Below are 16,763 nucleotides of genomic sequence, written 5' to 3'. Positions count from 1 at the left end.
CATTTGACTTGTGTTTTTTTGTATTGTTAAAAAGAATGGGAAAGAAGTAATGGAAATACAAACACGTTGCCCAAGAGTTAATCATATTATATAAAAGATGGGTGTATATTTTTCTGTAAATTGTTAAGGATTAGAAGTATAAAATAGGTTCACTTAAATAGGGAGGGAAGATTATGAAATTACAAAGTGAAGTTTGTATTGTTTGTGAGACAAAAAGAAAAGAAGGTATATATGTTTATAATAATTTAATATGCCATGAATGTGAAAAGGATATGGTGAATACAGAGACAGATGATCCGAAATATATATATTATTTAAAGCAGCTTCGAAAATTAGAAGTATCATATTTTTAAATAGGCATATGCCTATTATTTTTTTTGTTCTGTATAATAGATAGAGAATGAATAATAAGGAAGAGATGTAGATGAATCAAAATCGTATGCCTTTATATGAGGCGTTAATAGAGTTTAAAGAAAGAGGGCCGTTATCCTTTCATGTTCCTGGTCATAAGAATGGTTTAAACTTCCCTCAGGAGGTAATAAGAGAGTTTAAAGGTATTCTATCTATTGATGTAACTGAATTAGCAGGACTAGATGATTTGCATAGTCCGTTTGAATGTATAGATGAGGCACAACAATTATTGGCTGAAGTTTATAATACAAAGAGAAGTTATTTTTTAATTAATGGTTCAACAGTCGGGAACTTAGCAATGATTTTGTCTTGTTGCGGGGAACATGATATTGTTCTTGTACAAAGAAATTGTCATAAATCAATTATTAATGGTTTAAAACTTGCGGGAGCAAATCCCATTTTTTTAGATCCATGGATTGATGAAGCTTATAACGTACCAGTGGGAGTTCGTAATGAAATTATTAAGAACGCAATTGGAAAGTATCCAAATGCGAAAGCACTTATTTTAACGCATCCTAATTATTATGGTATGGGGATGGATTTAGAGGCAAGCATCGCTTTTGCACATGCACATAAAATCCCTGTTTTGGTAGATGAGGCACATGGGGCACATCTATGTTTGGGAGAACCATTTCCGAAGTCAGCATTAACATATGGTGCAGATATTGTAGTTCATTCTGCACATAAAACATTACCCGCAATGACAATGGGTTCCTATTTACATATAAATAGTCATTTAGTAGACGAAGATAAGGTTACTACTTATTTAAGTATGCTACAATCTAGTAGTCCATCGTATCCAATTATGGCTTCCTTGGATATAGCACGCTTTACAATGGCGCGTATAAAAGAAGAAGGTCACAGTGAAATTGTTGAGTTTTTACGAAGATTTAAGGAACAATTACGTTCTATTCCCCAAATCGCCATTTTAGAATATCCGTTGCAAGATGAGTTAAAGGTCACCGTACAAACTCGTTGTCAGTTATCAGGGTACGAATTACAGTCTGTATTTGAAAAGGTCGGTATATATACAGAGATGGCTGATCCGTACAATGTCCTATTTATTTTACCCTTACAAGTAAATGAGGGATATATGAAGGTTATAGAGATGATCCGAGTAGCATTGCAACATTATGAGGTGAAAGACAAGAGGGAATCTATTCGTTATACTTATAATGGTGAATTCTCTCTTTTACCGTATACGTATAAACAACTAGACGGATATGAAACAAAGATAGTATCTATAGAAGAGGCTGTTGGAATGATTGCGGCGGAAATGGTGATTCCGTATCCACCTGGAATTCCATTAATTATGTATGGAGAGAGAATTACTTCAGAGCATAAAGAGCAAATTATGTATTTAGAAAGAGCAGGAGCTCGTTTTCAAGGTAATACGAAATATATGAAAGTGTATGATATAGAAAGTAGGTTTTAGGATGAAGGGATTATTTGTAACAATTGAGGGCCCAGAAGGTTCAGGTAAAACAACGTTAATTAAAAGCTTATTGCCATATTTTGAACAAAAAGCACAGAAGGTAATGGCGACAAGGGAACCAGGCGGTATTGCAATTTCTGAGGACATTAGGACGATTTTACATAAACAAGAATATACGATGATGGAAGCACGTACAGAAGCGCTTCTTTATGCTGCTGCGCGCAGACAACATTTAGTAGAAAAAGTTATGCCAGCACTTAATGAGAACTACCTCGTGTTATGTGATCGTTTTATAGATAGCTCTTTAGCATACCAAGGCTATGCAAGAGGATTGGGTATGGATAAGGTATTTGAAATAAATCGTTTCGCAACAGAGGACTGTATGCCTAGTTTAACAATTTATCTAGACATTGAGCCTGAGGTTGGTTTGGCTCGGATTGAAAAAGATGCAGGACGTGAAGTAAATCGACTAGATATGGAAGATATCTCTTTCCATAAAAGTGTGCGCGAAGGGTATTTACAAGTTGTAGAACGTTTCTCGGATCGTATTGTATTGGTAAATGCTGATCAACCGATGGAAAAACTTATAGAAGAAGTTGTTCAGATTATAGAAGATAAATTGTTATAATAGAAGGAAAGAATGAAATAAGTGAGGTATGCATTATGACGAAGACGTGGGAGCAGCTTTCTGCTATACAACCCATCGGTGTAAAAATGTTGATGAATAGCATTGCAAAAGAGCGTATATCCCACGCTTACTTGTTAGAGGGAGGGAAAGGGACAGGAAAGTTTGCGACAGCAATTCAAATGGCAAAGAGTTTCCTCTGTTCTGAGCGGAATGGAGTAGAGCCCTGCCATGTATGTACAAACTGTAAGCGAATTGATTCAGGTAACCACCCTAACTTACATATTGTAAAACCAGACGGATTATCTATTAAGAAGCAGCAAATTCATGATTTACAAGAAGAGTTTTCCAAAACAGGATTAGAGGCAAATAAAAAAATATATATTATTGAGCACGCAGATCGTATGACAGCAAATGCGGCAAATACACTTTTGAAATTTTTAGAAGAACCAAGTAGTGATACAACTGCTATTTTACTTACTGAACAAAGTCATCAAATTTTAAATACGATTTTATCTCGCTGCCAAGTTGTTACGTTTAGACCGTTACCTACGGAATCTTTAATTAGAAGATTACAGGATGAAGGGATTACAGCATCTTTATCGACACTTGCTGCTCAACTTACAAATAGTTTTGATGAAGCTTTAGCTTTATGTAGTGATGAATGGTTTGCACAAGCACGAGCTTTAGTGATAAAATTATGTGAAGCGCTCGAAAAAGATAAAACCTCTATTTTTTTTGTACAAGAAAAATGGGGAAAACACTTTGGAGAGAAAGAACAATTACAGCAAGGTTTAGATATGTTACTCCTTATTTATAAGGATTTATTATATGTTCAACTTGGAGAAGAAGATCGTCTTGTTTTTCATGAGCAGAAAGAGATGTTTGAATCGTTTTCCTATGCTCAGAAGCGCATTGTATCAGCTCTCTTTAATATATTAGAGGCAAAAAATAGAATCAACGCTAATGTAAATGCGCAGCTTGTGTTCGAACAGTTAGTGTTGCGGTTGCAGGAGGGATGACCGTTTTGTATGATGTAGTAGGTGTTCGCTTTAAGAAGGCCGGAAAGGTATATTACTTTGATCCAAACCAGTTCGATATCTCTGAAAATGAGTTTGTCATTGTAGAAACGGTAAGAGGTATTGAATACGGAAAAGTAGTTATTACCAAAAAACAAGTTGATGAAAACGACGTTGTATTACCGCTAAAAAAGGTTATTCGTATTGCAAATGAAAATGATCGTACCATTGTTGAAGAGAACAAACATGCTGCCAAAGAAGCATATCAAGTCTGTCAACAAAAGGTAGTAGAGCATAATCTTGATATGAAACTTGTAGATGTAGAGTATACATTCGATCGTAATAAGATTATTTTCTATTTTACTGCGGATGGTCGGATCGATTTCCGCGAACTAGTGAAGGACTTAGCCGCAATTTTTAGAACAAGAATTGAACTAAGACAAATTGGTGTTCGTGATGAAGCGAAGATGCTAGGTGGTATTGGTCCATGTGGTCGTATGCTTTGTTGTTCTACTTTTTTAGGGGATTTTGAACCTGTATCCATTAAAATGGCAAAGGATCAAAATTTATCATTAAATCCTGCAAAAATCTCTGGTTTATGTGGTCGCTTAATGTGTTGCTTAAAATATGAGAATGATGAATATGAGGCAGCAAAGGAACAACTTCCTGATTTAGATCAACGTATACAAACCCCGCATGGTACTGGCCGTGTTATCGGATTAAATATTTTAGAAAGATTAATTCAAGTGGAACTAGTAGACAAGGAACGGATAGTAGAATATACGTTAGATGAGTTAGTGAATAAAGGGGTCGTTTCGAGTCAAACCACAGATTAATGAGGTGGGTGCTTGTGGAGAAAAAAGATATTTTTGAATCGGTTTCTAGTATGGAAGAGCAAATTGGACATTTATATAAACAGTTGGGAGAGTTAAAACAGCATCTTGCAGAGTTGTTGGAAGAAAACCAGCATATAAAAATGGAAAATAACAATTTGCGACACCGTTTTGAAGAAGTGCAGAATAAAGAAAAACAAAAAACTCAAAAACGTAAAGAAGTGAAGCCGAAAACAGATATTGGTGAAGGCTATGACAATTTAGCGAGACTATATCAAGAAGGTTTTCATATTTGCAATCTACATTATGGAAGTGTACGTAAAGAGGGAGATTGTTTGTTCTGTCTTTCATTCTTAAATAAAAAGTGAAATTACCTTTCCAATTATAATTGGAAAGGTAATTTTTTATACATGAAATAGGGTAGGTTAAGGGTAAGAAAAGGAGCAGTATATGAATTTATATGAAGATGAACGTTTAGATTACTTATTAGCACAAGACATGAAGATTATACAAAGCCCATCAGTATTTAATTTTTCTTTAGATGCCGTTTTACTTGCAGATTTTGCATGGGTACCAATTCAAAAGGGGAATTTACTTGATTTGTGTACAGGTAACGCTGTTGTTCCCCTTCTATTAAGTACAAGAACAAAAGGAAATATTACTGGTGTGGAAATTCAAGAACGCTTATATGATATGGGAGTAAGAAGTGTTCAATACAATGGGTTGGAAGAAAGAATTCACCTCATACATGGAGATTTGAAAGATATGCCAGAGAAACTTGGACGTCATCAATATGATGTTGTTACATGTAATCCACCATATTTTCAAACACCTCAAACTTCAGAGAAAAATATGAATGAACATTTAGCGATAGCTCGTCATGAAATTATGTGTACATTAGAAGATGTTGTATCTGCAAGTAGTCAGTTAGTAAAACAAGGTGGGAAAGTAGCGTTTGTACATCGTCCAGGGCGATTACTAGACATTGTCACATTAATGCGTAAATATAAAATTGAACCAAAGCGTGTGCAATTTGTTTATCCTAAGGTTGGAAAAGAAGCAAATACATTGTTAATTGAAGGAATTAAGGATGGAAATGCAGATTTGAAAATTTTACCACCTCTCGTTGTATATGAGAACAATAACGAATATACAAAGGAGCTACGTTCAATTTTATATGGAGAAGAATAAGCACTTTTTTTATGTGGTAGAGTGCTCTGATGGAAGTTATTATGCTGGATATACAAACCATATAGAAAAGAGAATTCAGACTCATAATAGTGGCAAAGGGGCTAAGTATACACGCGTCAGGCTTCCTGTCGTTTTAAAATATGTAGAGACCCACGATGATAAGCGTACAGCTATGCAAGCGGAGTATTACTTTAAGCAATTAACGAGAAAACAAAAAGAGGCATATATGCAAAAAGGAGAACGCTATGTGGCAACAAAAAAGCTTTCAACAAAATGAAAAGGGAGTTTTATATTTAGTACCAACTCCTATTGGAAATCTAGAAGATATGACATTTCGTGCAATCCGAATTTTAAAAGAAGTTGATTTAATTGCTGCTGAAGATACGAGACAAACGAAAAAACTTTGTAATTATTTTGAAATTGAAACACCTGTCACGAGTTATCATGAGCACAATAAAGAAGTAAGTGGGAAGAAACTATTAGAGAAATTAGAGGATGGAAAGAATGTAGCACTTGTTAGTGACGCTGGTATGCCGTGTATTTCTGATCCAGGTTACGATATTGTCGTTGAGGCAGTAGCTGAGCAATATCATGTAATTCCGCTTCCTGGAGCAAATGCAGCCCTTACAGCATTAATTGCATCCGGTCTTGAAACAAAGCAGTTTTATTTCTATGGTTTCTTGCAGAGAAACAAAAAGGAACGGAAGATGGAGTTAGAAAAGCTACGTTATGTACAAATTACAATGATGTTTTATGAAGCACCTCATCGTTTAGATGATACTTTAATTTCGATGCAGGAAGTGTTGGGAAATAGAGAGATTGTATTATGTCGAGAGTTAACGAAAAAATTTGAGGAATTTATTCGAGGAACAATCGAAGAAGCAATTGAGTGGACGAAGCAAAATGAAGTACGTGGTGAGTTTTGTATTTTAGTAGCTGGTTCAACAGAAGAACCTGCTCCAGAAGAACAATGGTGGGAATCTCTTTCGGTATATGATCATATTGAATATTATATAAATGAAAAAAGTATAAATTCAAAAGAAGCGATTAAAACAGTCGCTAAAGATCGAGATTTGTCGAAAAGAGATGTATATCAAATCTATCATGTCGATAAAAAATAAGCTTCTCATAATTGAGAAGCTTATTTTGCTGTTTCGATATAATCTTGAAGTTCGTTTAAGATTTGCTCAGCGCCTTCTTTGCTTAAGATGATTTTACCTTCAGCTAAAGAAAGGTTACCGTCAGATACTTCACCAGTTACTTGGCAAGTCATGTTTGGTTTATATTTCTTTAAGATGATTTTTTCGTCATCAACATAGATTTCAAGAGCGTCCTTTTCTGCAATACCTAAAGTACGGCGTAATTCGATTGGAATTACTACACGACCTAATTCATCAACTTTACGAACAATACCAGTAGATTTCATAATTTTTTTCCTCCTAAATAAATAGTTTATAAGTTTCGAGTCTATTTTTAGATTCGTCATTTTTCGACAAAATACCCTATGGACATATGATACCAATCATTTACATTTCCGTCAATTCTTAAATTCTATATTTTTTAAAAAGATTTATAGATTTCTTATTTCTTATATATAATAGATTGAGAGGAAATTCCACAATTATTTACATTATTTTCTGAAAAAATAATAAATTAAAAGTGGATATTGTATATTTTTTTGAAATATGAGCAATAGATGATAAAGATATTGAGCATTAAGACCTAAATTGAAAATTAGGTTGGCGTAAAGAAGATAAGTTAGATTTGGGCTGCTCGTAAAAGCCCAATTAACGTGGGCTAATAATTAGTGGGGAGGAACAAAAACCCTACTGATTAAAGTTTCACTTTATATATGAGTTTTTGATATACTGTTTATAAATACATATGAGGTTATTCGGGAGGTCCAAAACAATGACAGAGGAAAATAAGTCCTTTTATATTACTACCCCAATTTATTATCCAAGTGGAAAATTACACATTGGACATGCTTATACGACAGTAGCAGGAGATGCGATGGCACGATATAAGCGTATGCAAGGTTATAATGTGCATTATTTAACAGGAACTGATGAACATGGACAGAAGATCCAAAAGAAAGCAGAAGAGTTAAATATTACGCCACAGGCATATGTTGATAACATTGTTGCAGGAATTAAAGAGCTTTGGGAGAAGATGGATATTTCTTATGATGATTTTATTCGTACAACTGAAGATCGTCATAAAGATGTTGTCGAAAAAATCTTTAAACAATTAGTAGATCAAGGTGACATTTATCTTGATGAATATGAAGGTTGGTATTCTGTACAAGATGAGACGTTCTATACAGAGCATCAACTAGTAGAGCCAATTATGGAAGGCGACAAAGTAGTTGGAGGAAAAAGCCCAGATAGTGGTCATGATGTAGAACTTGTTCGTGAAGAATCTTATTTCTTTAGAATGGGTAAATATGTCGACAGACTATTAAAGTTCTATGAAGATAATCCACATTTCATTCAGCCGGAGTCTCGTAAAAATGAAATGATTAATAATTTTATTAAACCGGGATTAGAAGATTTAGCAGTTTCTCGTACTTCATTTGACTGGGGAGTTCGTGTTCCTGGTAACCCAAAACACGTTATTTACGTATGGGTTGACGCATTATCTAACTATATTACGGCGTTAGGTTATGGAACAGCAAATGAAGAGAAATATAAAAAATTCTGGCCTGCAGATGTGCATTTAGTTGGGAAAGAAATTGTTCGTTTCCATACAATTTATTGGCCGATAATTTTAATGGCATTAGATTTACCTCTTCCGAAGAAAGTCTTTGCTCATGGCTGGATTTTAATGAAGGATGGAAAGATGAGTAAGTCAAAAGGAAACGTAGTAGATCCAGTTACATTAATCGATCGTTACGGATTAGATGCATTACGTTATTACCTACTTCGTGAAGTTCCATTTGGATCTGATGGTGTATTTACACCAGAAGGATTTGTGGAGCGTATTAATTTCGACTTAGCAAATGACTTAGGTAATTTATTAAATCGTACAGTAGCTATGATTGATAAGTACTTTAACGGAGAAATCCCTGCATTTAAAGCAAATGTGACGGAATTTGATGAAACGTTAGTAGCGTTTGCACAAGATACTTTGAAAAAAGTAGAAGAAGCAATGGAGAATATGGAGTTCTCTGTAGCGTTAGGATCTATTTGGCAACTAGTTAGTCGTACGAATAAATATATTGATGAAACACAACCATGGGTATTAGCAAAAGATGAGAATGATCGTGAAAAGTTAGCCTCTGTAATGGCTCATTTAGCAGAAGTACTTCGTCAAACAGGTATTATGCTTATGCCATTCTTAACAGTAGCACCAAGCAAGATGTTTGCTCAGCTTGGCCTTACTGATGAAGCTCATAAATCTTGGGAAAGTCTATCTACAATTGGCTGCATTCCAGCTGGAACAAAAGTAGAAAAAGGAAACCCAATTTTCCCTCGTTTAGAAATGGAAGTGGAAGTAGAGTACATTAAAGAACAAATGAAAAGCTCTGCTCCTAAAGTAGAAGAGAAAAAAGAAGAAGAACCGAAGGCAGAAGAAATTACAATTGATGATTTCTTTAAAGTAGAATTACGCGTAGCTGAAGTACTATCTGCTGAACCTGTGAAAAAAGCAGACAAGCTGTTAAAAATTCAACTAGACTTAGGTACAGAAAAGCGTCAAGTTGTTTCTGGAATTGCAAAATTCTATTCGCCGGAAGACTTAAAAGGTAAAAAGGTTATTTGTGTAACAAACTTAAAACCTGTAAAATTACGCGGTGAATTATCGCAAGGTATGATTTTAGCGGGTGAAGAGAATGGCGTATTGTCATTAGCATCAATTGACCAAAATCTACCAAATGGTACAAAAATCAAGTAATTAAGACAAGAAAAGAGATGTTTCACGTGTAACATGTGTGAAGCGTCTTTTTTCTTTTTACACTCTCTATTTTTGCATTAAGATTGTAGTATTGTTATCGTTAAGTTATTAAAGAACTTATTTTTGTAGAATAAACTTGATTTCAATATAAAAGGAGTTATGTATTATGTTGTTTGATACACATTCACATTTGAATGCAGAGCAATTCGAAGGAGATTTGCAAGAGGTTATTGCCCGAATGAAAGAAGCGGGAGTTACTTATACAGTTGTTGTTGGTTTTGATGAAGTAACGATAAAAAAGGCGATGGAATTAGCTGAAGCCTATGATTTTATTTACGCTGCGGTTGGGTGGCACCCAGTTGATGCAATCGACATGACAGAAGAACATTTAGCTTGGTTAGAAGAACTTGCTTCTCATCCTAAAGTCGTTGCACTTGGAGAAATGGGCTTAGATTATCACTGGGATAAGTCTCCAAAAGAAATACAGAAAGAAGTATTCCGTAAACAAATTGCATTAGCGAAAAAAGTAAAATTGCCGATTATTATACATAACCGCGATGCAACTCAAGATATCGTTGATATTCTAGAAGAAGAGAATGCAGCTGAAGTAGGAGGCATTATGCATTGCTTTAGCGGCAGCGTAGAGGTAGCAGAGCGATGTGTTGATATGAACTTTTTAATTTCGTTAGGTGGACCAGTTACATTTAAAAACGCTAAGAAGCCGAAAGAGGTTGCTACGGAGATTCCATTAGAGAAATTGTTAATAGAGACGGATTGTCCGTATTTAACACCGCATCCATTTCGAGGGAAACGAAATGAACCGAGTTATGTAAAACTCGTGGCAGAAGAAATTGCGAATTTAAAAGGAATTTCTTATGAGGAAGTAGCAGAAATGACAACTAAAAATGCAAAAGTTTTATTTGGTGTTGAATAAAAAAGAATGGGGAAACCTGTTCTTTTTTATTTTGAGAAAAACTAGTAGAAGTGATGAAGAAAATAAATGTGAATGATGAAGTGTTACAATAAGGACAGAGAACAAAGATTTTTCTATTCTATTTTTTAAAATATAAGAATGGGGAAAATAATAATGGAAAAGTCGTCATTTTTTTGTTTTACTAAGTAGAGACGAAATGAGTGTGGAGGCAAGCATGAAAATAAAAGAGATTATCGTTGTAGAAGGTAAAGATGATACAGTTACGATTAAGCGTGCTGTTGATGCGGATACAATTGAAACGAACGGTTCAGCAATCGGTGATCATGTTATTGAGCAAGTTAAATTAGCGCAGCAAAAAAGGGGCGTTATTATTTTCACAGATCCGGATTATCCTGGAGAGCGTATTCGAAAAATTATTTCTGACAAGGTTCCTGGCTGTAAGCATGCCTTTTTACCGAAGGAAGAAGCGCTTGCTAAAAGGAAAAAGGGTGTTGGGATCGAACACGCTTCTAATGAGTCGATTCGCCGCGCTCTAGAGAATATACATGAAGAAATGGAAGCTTACACAAGTGAAATTAGTTGGAGTGATTTAGTCGATGCAGGCTTAGTGGGCGGAGAAATGGCAAAGAGCCGCAGAGAAAGAATGGGTAAGCTATTAAAGATTGGTTATACAAATGCAAAACAGTTACATAAACGATTACAGATGTTTCAAGTTTCAAAGGAATCATTTGCAGAAGCTTATAAGCAAGTAATACAGGAGGAAAAAAAATGAAGGATATCGCAACGCCAAATCGTACAAAAGACATTGTTGAAAAGTATGGATTTTCATTCAAAAAAAGTTTAGGACAAAACTTTTTAATTGATACAAATGTATTAAATCGTATTGTCGATCATGCAGAAATTGGTTCAGAAAGTGGTGCAATTGAAATTGGACCAGGTATTGGTGCATTAACAGAGCAATTAGCAAAGCGTGCTAAAAAAGTAGTGGCTTTTGAAATTGATCAAAGACTATTACCAATTTTAGATGAGACGTTAGCGCCATATGGTAACGTTACAGTTATTAATAAAGACGTACTAAAAGCAGATGTACATGAAGTATTTAATGAGCAATTTGAAGAAGGGCAAGATGTAATGGTAGTAGCTAACTTACCATACTATATTACAACGCCAATTTTATTTAAATTGCTTGAAGAAAAGTTACCAGTTCGTGGATTTGTTGTTATGATGCAAAAAGAAGTTGGAGATCGTTTAGCTGCTAAACCTGGAACGAAAGAGTATGGTTCTTTATCGATTGCTATTCAGTATTATACAGAAGTTGAAACAGTTATGACTGTACCGCGTACAGTGTTTGTACCACAGCCAAATGTTGATTCTGCAATTATTCGCCTTCTAAAGCGTCCGAAACCGGTTGTAGAGGTGACAGATGAAACATTCTTCTTTGAAGTAGTACGAGCAAGTTTCGCACAGCGCCGTAAAACTTTGATGAATAATTTATCAAATAATTTAAATGGTTTCCCGAAAGATAAGGAATTATTGGATCGAATTTTAACAGAAGTAGGAATTGATCCAAAGCGAAGAGGCGAAACGCTATCTATTGAAGAGTTTGCAACATTAAGTAATGCATTAGTTCTTCATAAATTATCATAAGAATATGAAAGGGACAGTTCAAGTTGAACTGTCCCTTTTGTCACCTTTCTCTCTTTAAATTCATACTTTAAAAACAGGTAAGATGGCCTAATGAGTTTGGAGGTAGGAGAATGGTTTTACATGTTGGAGAATTAGTGGAACGATATTCTCATAAGAGGGATATTCTTTTTCGTATTATAGAAATAAAAGGCGAGATAGCTATATTGTTTGGAGAGGAAATTAGACTGGTGGCGGATGCGCCACTTGAAGATTTAATTAGTATAGATCAAAGAGAACATAAAAAAAGGGTGAAGCGTGAGAAAGAAACAATGGAGCGCACGTATCGTTTGTTTCAACAAGATTATGTACTGATGAAACAAAGGCATGAACATACTTCAACTGGTGGATACACAAGTGAGGTGAATTATTTTCAAATGCCGGGACGTGTATTGCATATAGATGGAGACCCTTTATATTTGCGCAAGTGCTTAGATTTATATAATAAAATTGGCGTTCCTGTTCAAGGTATTCATTGTAAAGAAACGGAGATGCATGAAAAAGTAGTAGACTTAATAGATCACTTTCGCCCAGACATTCTCGTTATTACAGGGCATGATGCATATACAAAATCAAAAGGAGTGAAGGGAGATTTAGCGGCATATAGGCATTCAAGACATTTTGTACAGGCTGTTCGTGAAGTGCGAAAAAAATATCCATCATTGGATCAACTTGTTATTTTTGCTGGGGCATGTCAATCACATTTTGAGGCACTAATTCGTGCAGGGGCCAATTTCGCTAGTTCACCATCTAGAATTAATATTCATGCACTAGATCCTGTATATGTAGTTGGTAAAATTAGTTTTACTTCATTTATGGAGAGAGTCAATGTATGGGATGTCGTACGTAATACAATTACTGGTGAAAAGGGACTAGGTGGAATTGAAACGAGAGGGATTTTACGAACGGGATTACCTTTTCAACATTACGAAGAGTAAGCAGGATACATATGTATCTTGCTTTTTTGTATGGAAGGATTTAAATGAATTTGGATAAAAAGAGGTAAGAACGTGCAGACTACGTAATGATACTTTTACAATATAGTATTTCTTCTATCTATTCAAACGCAGGATGATATTAGCTGTGAATCGCGGTTAATAATTAGGATAGATATATCGTGCTTTAAGTGTTCAATCTAAATTACAGCGAGGTGTAGCGAAGTATATGTCAAAACGTTTAGATGAAATTAAAAGCGAATTAGATCACCATCTTGGACAGCGACTTATGTTAAAAGCAAATAGTGGAAGAAGAAAAACTGTGGAGCAATCAGGTGTACTAGCAGAAACATACCGTTCCGTTTTTGTTGTACAATTAGATCAACAAGAAGATGCGTTGCAACGTGTATCTTATAGTTATGCAGATGTTTTAACAGAGACAGTAGAGTTAACATTTTATGGAGACCCTCATAATGAGGTCATTTTATAATTTGTATATCATTACATATATTCCCATAAATGAAAAGCTATATTATTTTGCATACTAACTATACCGTAGCAAAATAAGGAGGGACTCTGCATTGAGTAGACGAAGAGGTGTCATGTCAAACCAATTTAAAGAAGAGCTAGCAAAAGAGCTTGGCTTTTATGATGTTGTTCAGAAAGAAGGATGGGGCGGAATTCGTGCGAAAGATGCTGGTAACATGGTGAAACGTGCTATAGAAATTGCAGAACAGCAATTAATGAAACGAAACCAGTAGTTGTAAGATACTTTCTATGCTACGGTAGCCGAGGAGACATTCCTCGGCTTTTTGTACTCTAAAAGGTGCCATCATTTTACATAAGTAGTTTCATTCTGAATGCTTTTCGTTATAATTAGGGAAGTGTCATCGTCTTACTATAAATTTATGGTAAAATAAACGATAAAAGATTGAGTACATAGAGTGGGTGAATAGATTGAAGCTACTAGTGAAAGCACCAGCAAAGATTAATCTGTCGTTAGATGTACTGGGAAAAAGACAAGACGGATATCATGAAGTGAAAATGATTATGACAACCATTGATTTAGCAGATCGTCTAGAACTAACGGAATTAGCAGAAGACCGTATTGAAATTTTATCCCATAATCGGTATGTCCCAGACGACCAACGAAATTTAGCTTATCAGGCAGCGAAATTATTAAAAGAGAAGTTTAATGTAAAAAAAGGTGTATCTATTACTATTGAAAAAACGATTCCAGTAGCAGCTGGATTAGCAGGTGGAAGTAGTGATGCAGCAGCGACATTACGTGGTCTTAATAAATTATGGAATTTAGGGCTTACAATTGATGAGTTAGCAGAGCTTGGCGCAGAAATTGGATCAGATGTATCGTTCTGTGTATACGGAGGCACAGCAATTGCCACTGGAAGAGGAGAGAAAATTGAGCATATAAAGACTCCGCCTTCTTGTTGGGTTATTTTAGCGAAACCACATATAGGTGTATCTACTGCTGATGTGTATGGAAATTTAAAGTTAAATCGAGTTACACATCCGAATGTAGATAAAATGGTTGATGTCATAAATTCTGGTGATTATAAAGGAATTTGTGATACTGTTGGTAACGTTTTAGAAGATGTAACATTTGGAATGCATCCTGAAGTTGCCCGTATTAAATCACAGATGAAGCGATTTGGAGCGGATGCTGTATTAATGAGTGGAAGTGGTCCAACTGTATTTGGACTTGTACACCATGATTCACGAATGCATCGCATTTATAACGGATTAAAAGGATTTTGTGAACAAGTCTATGCGGTACGTTTATTAGGAGAGCGAGAAACGCTTGAATAAAGACGTATAATACGTTATGATTTGTTTAGAATATTCGTGATTTGAGGTGAGAGTATGAAAATTAGAAGAAGTACAAGATTAGTCGATATGACTTATTACTTGCTACAAAACCCTCGTCAGCTAGTATCTCTCACTTTTTTTGCTGAAAGGTATCAATCGGCTAAGTCTTCTATTAGTGAAGATTTAGTTATTATTAAGCAAACGTTTGAACAACAAGGGGTCGGCACATTGCAAACGATACCAGGAGCAGCAGGAGGAGTGAAATATATACCGTATATAAGTGAAGAAGAGGCAGATCTAATTATTGATGAGCTTTGTGGCTTATTTGAAAACCCAGATCGTATTTTGCCTGGCGGTTACTTATACATGACAGATTTATTGAGTAATCCTCGCCATATTAATGGCGCAGGTCGTTTGTTTGCTTCTGTTTTTGCTAGGCAACCAATTGATGCAGTTATGACGGTGGCAACGAAGGGGATTCCACTTGCTTATGCAGTGGCAAATTACTTAGATGTACCAGTTGTAATTGCAAGGAAAGATAATAAGGTAACAGAAGGTCCGACTGTTAGTATTAACTATGTGTCGGGTTCTTCTAAACGAATTCAAACAATGACGTTAGCAAAACGCAGTCTTCCAGAAGGGTCGAATGTTTTAATTATTGATGACTTCATGAAAGCTGGCGGAACAATTCAAGGTATGATGAGTATGTTAGAAGAGTTCAAGGCTAATGTTGTTGGTATTGGTGTATTAGTAGAATCCACAGATATTGAAGAACGACTAATTAATAATTTTGTATCATTAATTCGTCTATCGGAAGTTGATGTGAAAGAAAAAACGATTCAAGTGGAAAAAGGGAATTATTCTCTTGCGCCATTTGATGAAGGGCTTGTAGAGGCGGAATAAAAGATAGAGCAGATAGCTCTATCTTTTTTTATTTTATTTATAGATTATAAAATAGATGGACAAACTGCCTTTCGTACACTATTTTTAAAGAGTAAAATAAATAATAAAAGGGTGAAAAGTATGAAAGTTGTTCAAACAAGCAAGGCACCACAAGCAATTGGACCTTATTCACAGGGGATTATTGTAAATAACATGTTCTATAGCTCAGGACAAATTCCATTGACGGCAAATGGGGAGCTTGTAACAGGAGATGTAACAGTACAAACAGAACAAGTATTTCAAAATTTACAAGCGGTATTAGAGGAAGCAGGTGCTTCATTTGATACAGTCGTAAAAACAACAGTATTTTTAAAGGACATGGATGATTTTAATGCTGTGAATGAAGTGTATAGCTCTTATTTCTCTACTCATAAACCAGCTCGATCTTGTGTGCAAGTAGCAAAATTACCGAAAGATGTTTCCGTTGAAATTGAAGTAATCGCCCTAGTTAAGTAACCTTTTGTAAGCGATAACCTCCACTAATCTCTATATTCAACTACTTTAAAAATTTTTATCTTAAAAATTTTTAAAAAATTAAAGGGAAAATAGAAAATTTGTGGAATTTATACAAATATATCGCTTATTTAGAAAAGGGTGGTGAACACAAGATGGAAGTGACTGACGTAAGATTACGCCGCGTAAACACAGAAGGCCGCATGAGAGCAATTGCCTCTATTACTCTAGACCATGAATTTGTTGTTCATGATATTCGTGTAATTGATGGTAATAATGGATTATTTGTAGCAATGCCAAGTAAACGTACTCCAGATGGAGAGTTCCGTGACATTGCACATCCAATTAATTCTGGTACACGCTCTAAAATTCAAGATGCGGTTTTAACAGAGTATCATCGTTTAGGCGAGTTAGAAGAGGTTGAGTTTGAAGAAGCAGGTGCTTCGTAAAATTCGAATGAAAAGGGCTTTTGACAAAAAGCCTTATAATTTTGTAGCAAACCCCTGTAAGCATTTACAGGGGTTTGTTTTTTTTGCTTTATATTTGGAAACTGCATAATTTATTAACATAAAAAGAAGAAA

General features: G+C 35.2%; 21 protein-coding genes. 20 read left to right on the top strand and 1 reads right to left on the bottom strand.

The annotated features are described in order from the left end of the window. The first annotated feature begins 173 nt into the window (after nt 1-173). The 9 genes from DN401_RS24865 (at nt 174) to rsmI (ending at nt 6,635) form a co-directional block, all read left to right on the top strand. Nucleotides 174-353 (top strand): sigma factor G inhibitor Gin, encoded by a 180-nt coding sequence (locus DN401_RS24865; RefSeq protein ID WP_000776278.1) that lies wholly within the window; start codon nt 174-176, stop codon nt 351-353. A gap of 71 nt (nt 354-424) precedes the next feature. Continuing rightward, the gene (locus tag DN401_RS24860) at nt 425-1,846 is read left to right on the top strand and encodes an aminotransferase class I/II-fold pyridoxal phosphate-dependent enzyme (protein WP_001075304.1); all 1,422 of its coding nucleotides are present in this window, start codon (nt 425-427) and stop codon (nt 1,844-1,846) included. 1 nt (nt 1,847) lies between these two features. Then, nucleotides 1,848-2,474 (top strand): dTMP kinase, encoded by a 627-nt coding sequence (tmk, locus tag DN401_RS24855; protein ID WP_000677221.1) that lies wholly within the window; start codon nt 1,848-1,850, stop codon nt 2,472-2,474. Between the two features lie 35 nt (nt 2,475-2,509). Continuing rightward, a complete protein-coding gene (holB, locus tag DN401_RS24850) occupies nt 2,510-3,493 on the top strand; it encodes a DNA polymerase III subunit delta' (protein ID WP_000169561.1) in 984 nt (327 codons plus the stop codon). Nucleotides 3,494-3,498: 5 nt separating this feature from the next. Beyond that, nucleotides 3,499-4,326, top strand: coding sequence for a PSP1 domain-containing protein (locus DN401_RS24845; protein WP_000272429.1), 828 nt, complete (start codon nt 3,499-3,501; stop codon nt 4,324-4,326). Between the two features lie 14 nt (nt 4,327-4,340). Beyond that, nucleotides 4,341-4,691, top strand: coding sequence for a DNA replication initiation control protein YabA (gene yabA / locus DN401_RS24840; RefSeq protein WP_000412063.1), 351 nt, complete (start codon nt 4,341-4,343; stop codon nt 4,689-4,691). A gap of 82 nt (nt 4,692-4,773) precedes the next feature. Next, on the top strand, nt 4,774-5,514 hold the full coding sequence (locus tag DN401_RS24835) for a tRNA1(Val) (adenine(37)-N6)-methyltransferase (RefSeq protein ID WP_001055366.1): 741 nt from the start codon (nt 4,774-4,776) through the stop codon (nt 5,512-5,514). Continuing rightward, complete coding sequence (locus DN401_RS24830; RefSeq protein ID WP_000414350.1) at nt 5,501-5,791, top strand: GIY-YIG nuclease family protein; 291 nt, start codon at nt 5,501-5,503, stop codon at nt 5,789-5,791. The genes DN401_RS24835 and DN401_RS24830 overlap by 14 nt, the downstream gene beginning before the upstream one ends. Beyond that, nucleotides 5,760-6,635, top strand: a complete 876-nt coding sequence (gene rsmI / locus DN401_RS24825; protein ID WP_000267818.1) for a 16S rRNA (cytidine(1402)-2'-O)-methyltransferase — start codon at nt 5,760-5,762, stop codon at nt 6,633-6,635. Before DN401_RS24830 ends, rsmI begins: the two co-directional genes overlap by 32 nt. A 20-nt stretch (nt 6,636-6,655) precedes the next feature. Here rsmI and DN401_RS24820 read toward each other — a convergent pair whose 3' ends face one another. Beyond that, on the bottom strand, nt 6,656-6,940 hold the full coding sequence (locus DN401_RS24820) for an AbrB/MazE/SpoVT family DNA-binding domain-containing protein (RefSeq protein ID WP_000843036.1): 285 nt from the start codon (nt 6,938-6,940) through the stop codon (nt 6,656-6,658). A 485-nt stretch (nt 6,941-7,425) separates the two neighbouring features. On the opposite strand from DN401_RS24820, the gene metG reads away from it, so the two are divergent. The 11 genes from metG (at nt 7,426) to spoVG (ending at nt 16,631) form a co-directional block, all read left to right on the top strand. Beyond that, nucleotides 7,426-9,408: a methionine--tRNA ligase gene (metG, locus tag DN401_RS24815; RefSeq protein ID WP_000134140.1), complete on the top strand. Its 1,983-nt coding sequence runs from the start codon at nt 7,426-7,428 to the stop codon at nt 9,406-9,408. A gap of 166 nt (nt 9,409-9,574) precedes the next feature. Next, the gene (locus DN401_RS24810) at nt 9,575-10,342 is read left to right on the top strand and encodes a TatD family hydrolase (protein ID WP_000895851.1); all 768 of its coding nucleotides are present in this window, start codon (nt 9,575-9,577) and stop codon (nt 10,340-10,342) included. Between the two features lie 214 nt (nt 10,343-10,556). After that, nucleotides 10,557-11,114 (top strand): ribonuclease M5, encoded by a 558-nt coding sequence (gene rnmV / locus DN401_RS24805; protein WP_000692843.1) that lies wholly within the window; start codon nt 10,557-10,559, stop codon nt 11,112-11,114. Further along, a complete protein-coding gene (gene rsmA / locus DN401_RS24800) occupies nt 11,111-11,989 on the top strand; it encodes a 16S rRNA (adenine(1518)-N(6)/adenine(1519)-N(6))-dimethyltransferase RsmA (protein ID WP_000651548.1) in 879 nt (292 codons plus the stop codon). Before rnmV ends, rsmA begins: the two co-directional genes overlap by 4 nt. Before the next feature lie 110 nt (nt 11,990-12,099). Then, nucleotides 12,100-12,963 carry a sporulation peptidase YabG gene (yabG, locus tag DN401_RS24795; RefSeq protein ID WP_000242868.1) on the top strand — a complete coding sequence of 288 codons (864 nt, stop codon included), beginning with the start codon at nt 12,100-12,102 and terminating at the stop codon, nt 12,961-12,963. A gap of 226 nt (nt 12,964-13,189) precedes the next feature. Beyond that, on the top strand, nt 13,190-13,450 hold the full coding sequence (gene veg, locus DN401_RS24790; protein WP_000044347.1) for a biofilm formation stimulator Veg: 261 nt from the start codon (nt 13,190-13,192) through the stop codon (nt 13,448-13,450). A 91-nt stretch (nt 13,451-13,541) separates the two neighbouring features. Then, complete coding sequence (gene sspF / locus DN401_RS24785; protein ID WP_002094215.1) at nt 13,542-13,721, top strand: acid-soluble spore protein SspF; 180 nt, start codon at nt 13,542-13,544, stop codon at nt 13,719-13,721. A gap of 196 nt (nt 13,722-13,917) precedes the next feature. Next, nucleotides 13,918-14,787, top strand: a complete 870-nt coding sequence (gene ispE, locus DN401_RS24780) for a 4-(cytidine 5'-diphospho)-2-C-methyl-D-erythritol kinase (protein WP_000772104.1) — start codon at nt 13,918-13,920, stop codon at nt 14,785-14,787. Between the two features lie 54 nt (nt 14,788-14,841). Continuing rightward, nucleotides 14,842-15,690 carry a pur operon repressor gene (purR, locus tag DN401_RS24775; protein WP_000702466.1) on the top strand — a complete coding sequence of 283 codons (849 nt, stop codon included), beginning with the start codon at nt 14,842-14,844 and terminating at the stop codon, nt 15,688-15,690. Nucleotides 15,691-15,810: 120 nt separating this feature from the next. Continuing rightward, nucleotides 15,811-16,185 (top strand): RidA family protein, encoded by a 375-nt coding sequence (locus tag DN401_RS24770; RefSeq protein WP_000869815.1) that lies wholly within the window; start codon nt 15,811-15,813, stop codon nt 16,183-16,185. Nucleotides 16,186-16,337: 152 nt separating this feature from the next. Continuing rightward, entirely contained in the window at nt 16,338-16,631 is a 294-nt protein-coding gene (gene spoVG / locus DN401_RS24765; protein ID WP_000454041.1) for a septation regulator SpoVG, read from the top strand. The last annotated feature ends 132 nt before the right edge of the window (nt 16,632-16,763 follow it).

The organism is Bacillus sp. BF2-3 (assembly GCF_008368795.1).
Lineage (GTDB): Bacteria > Bacillota > Bacilli > Bacillales > Bacillaceae_G > Bacillus_A > Bacillus_A cereus.
Note: the sequence above shows the minus strand (reverse complement) of the source record. Positions and strands in the feature narration are given on the sequence as shown.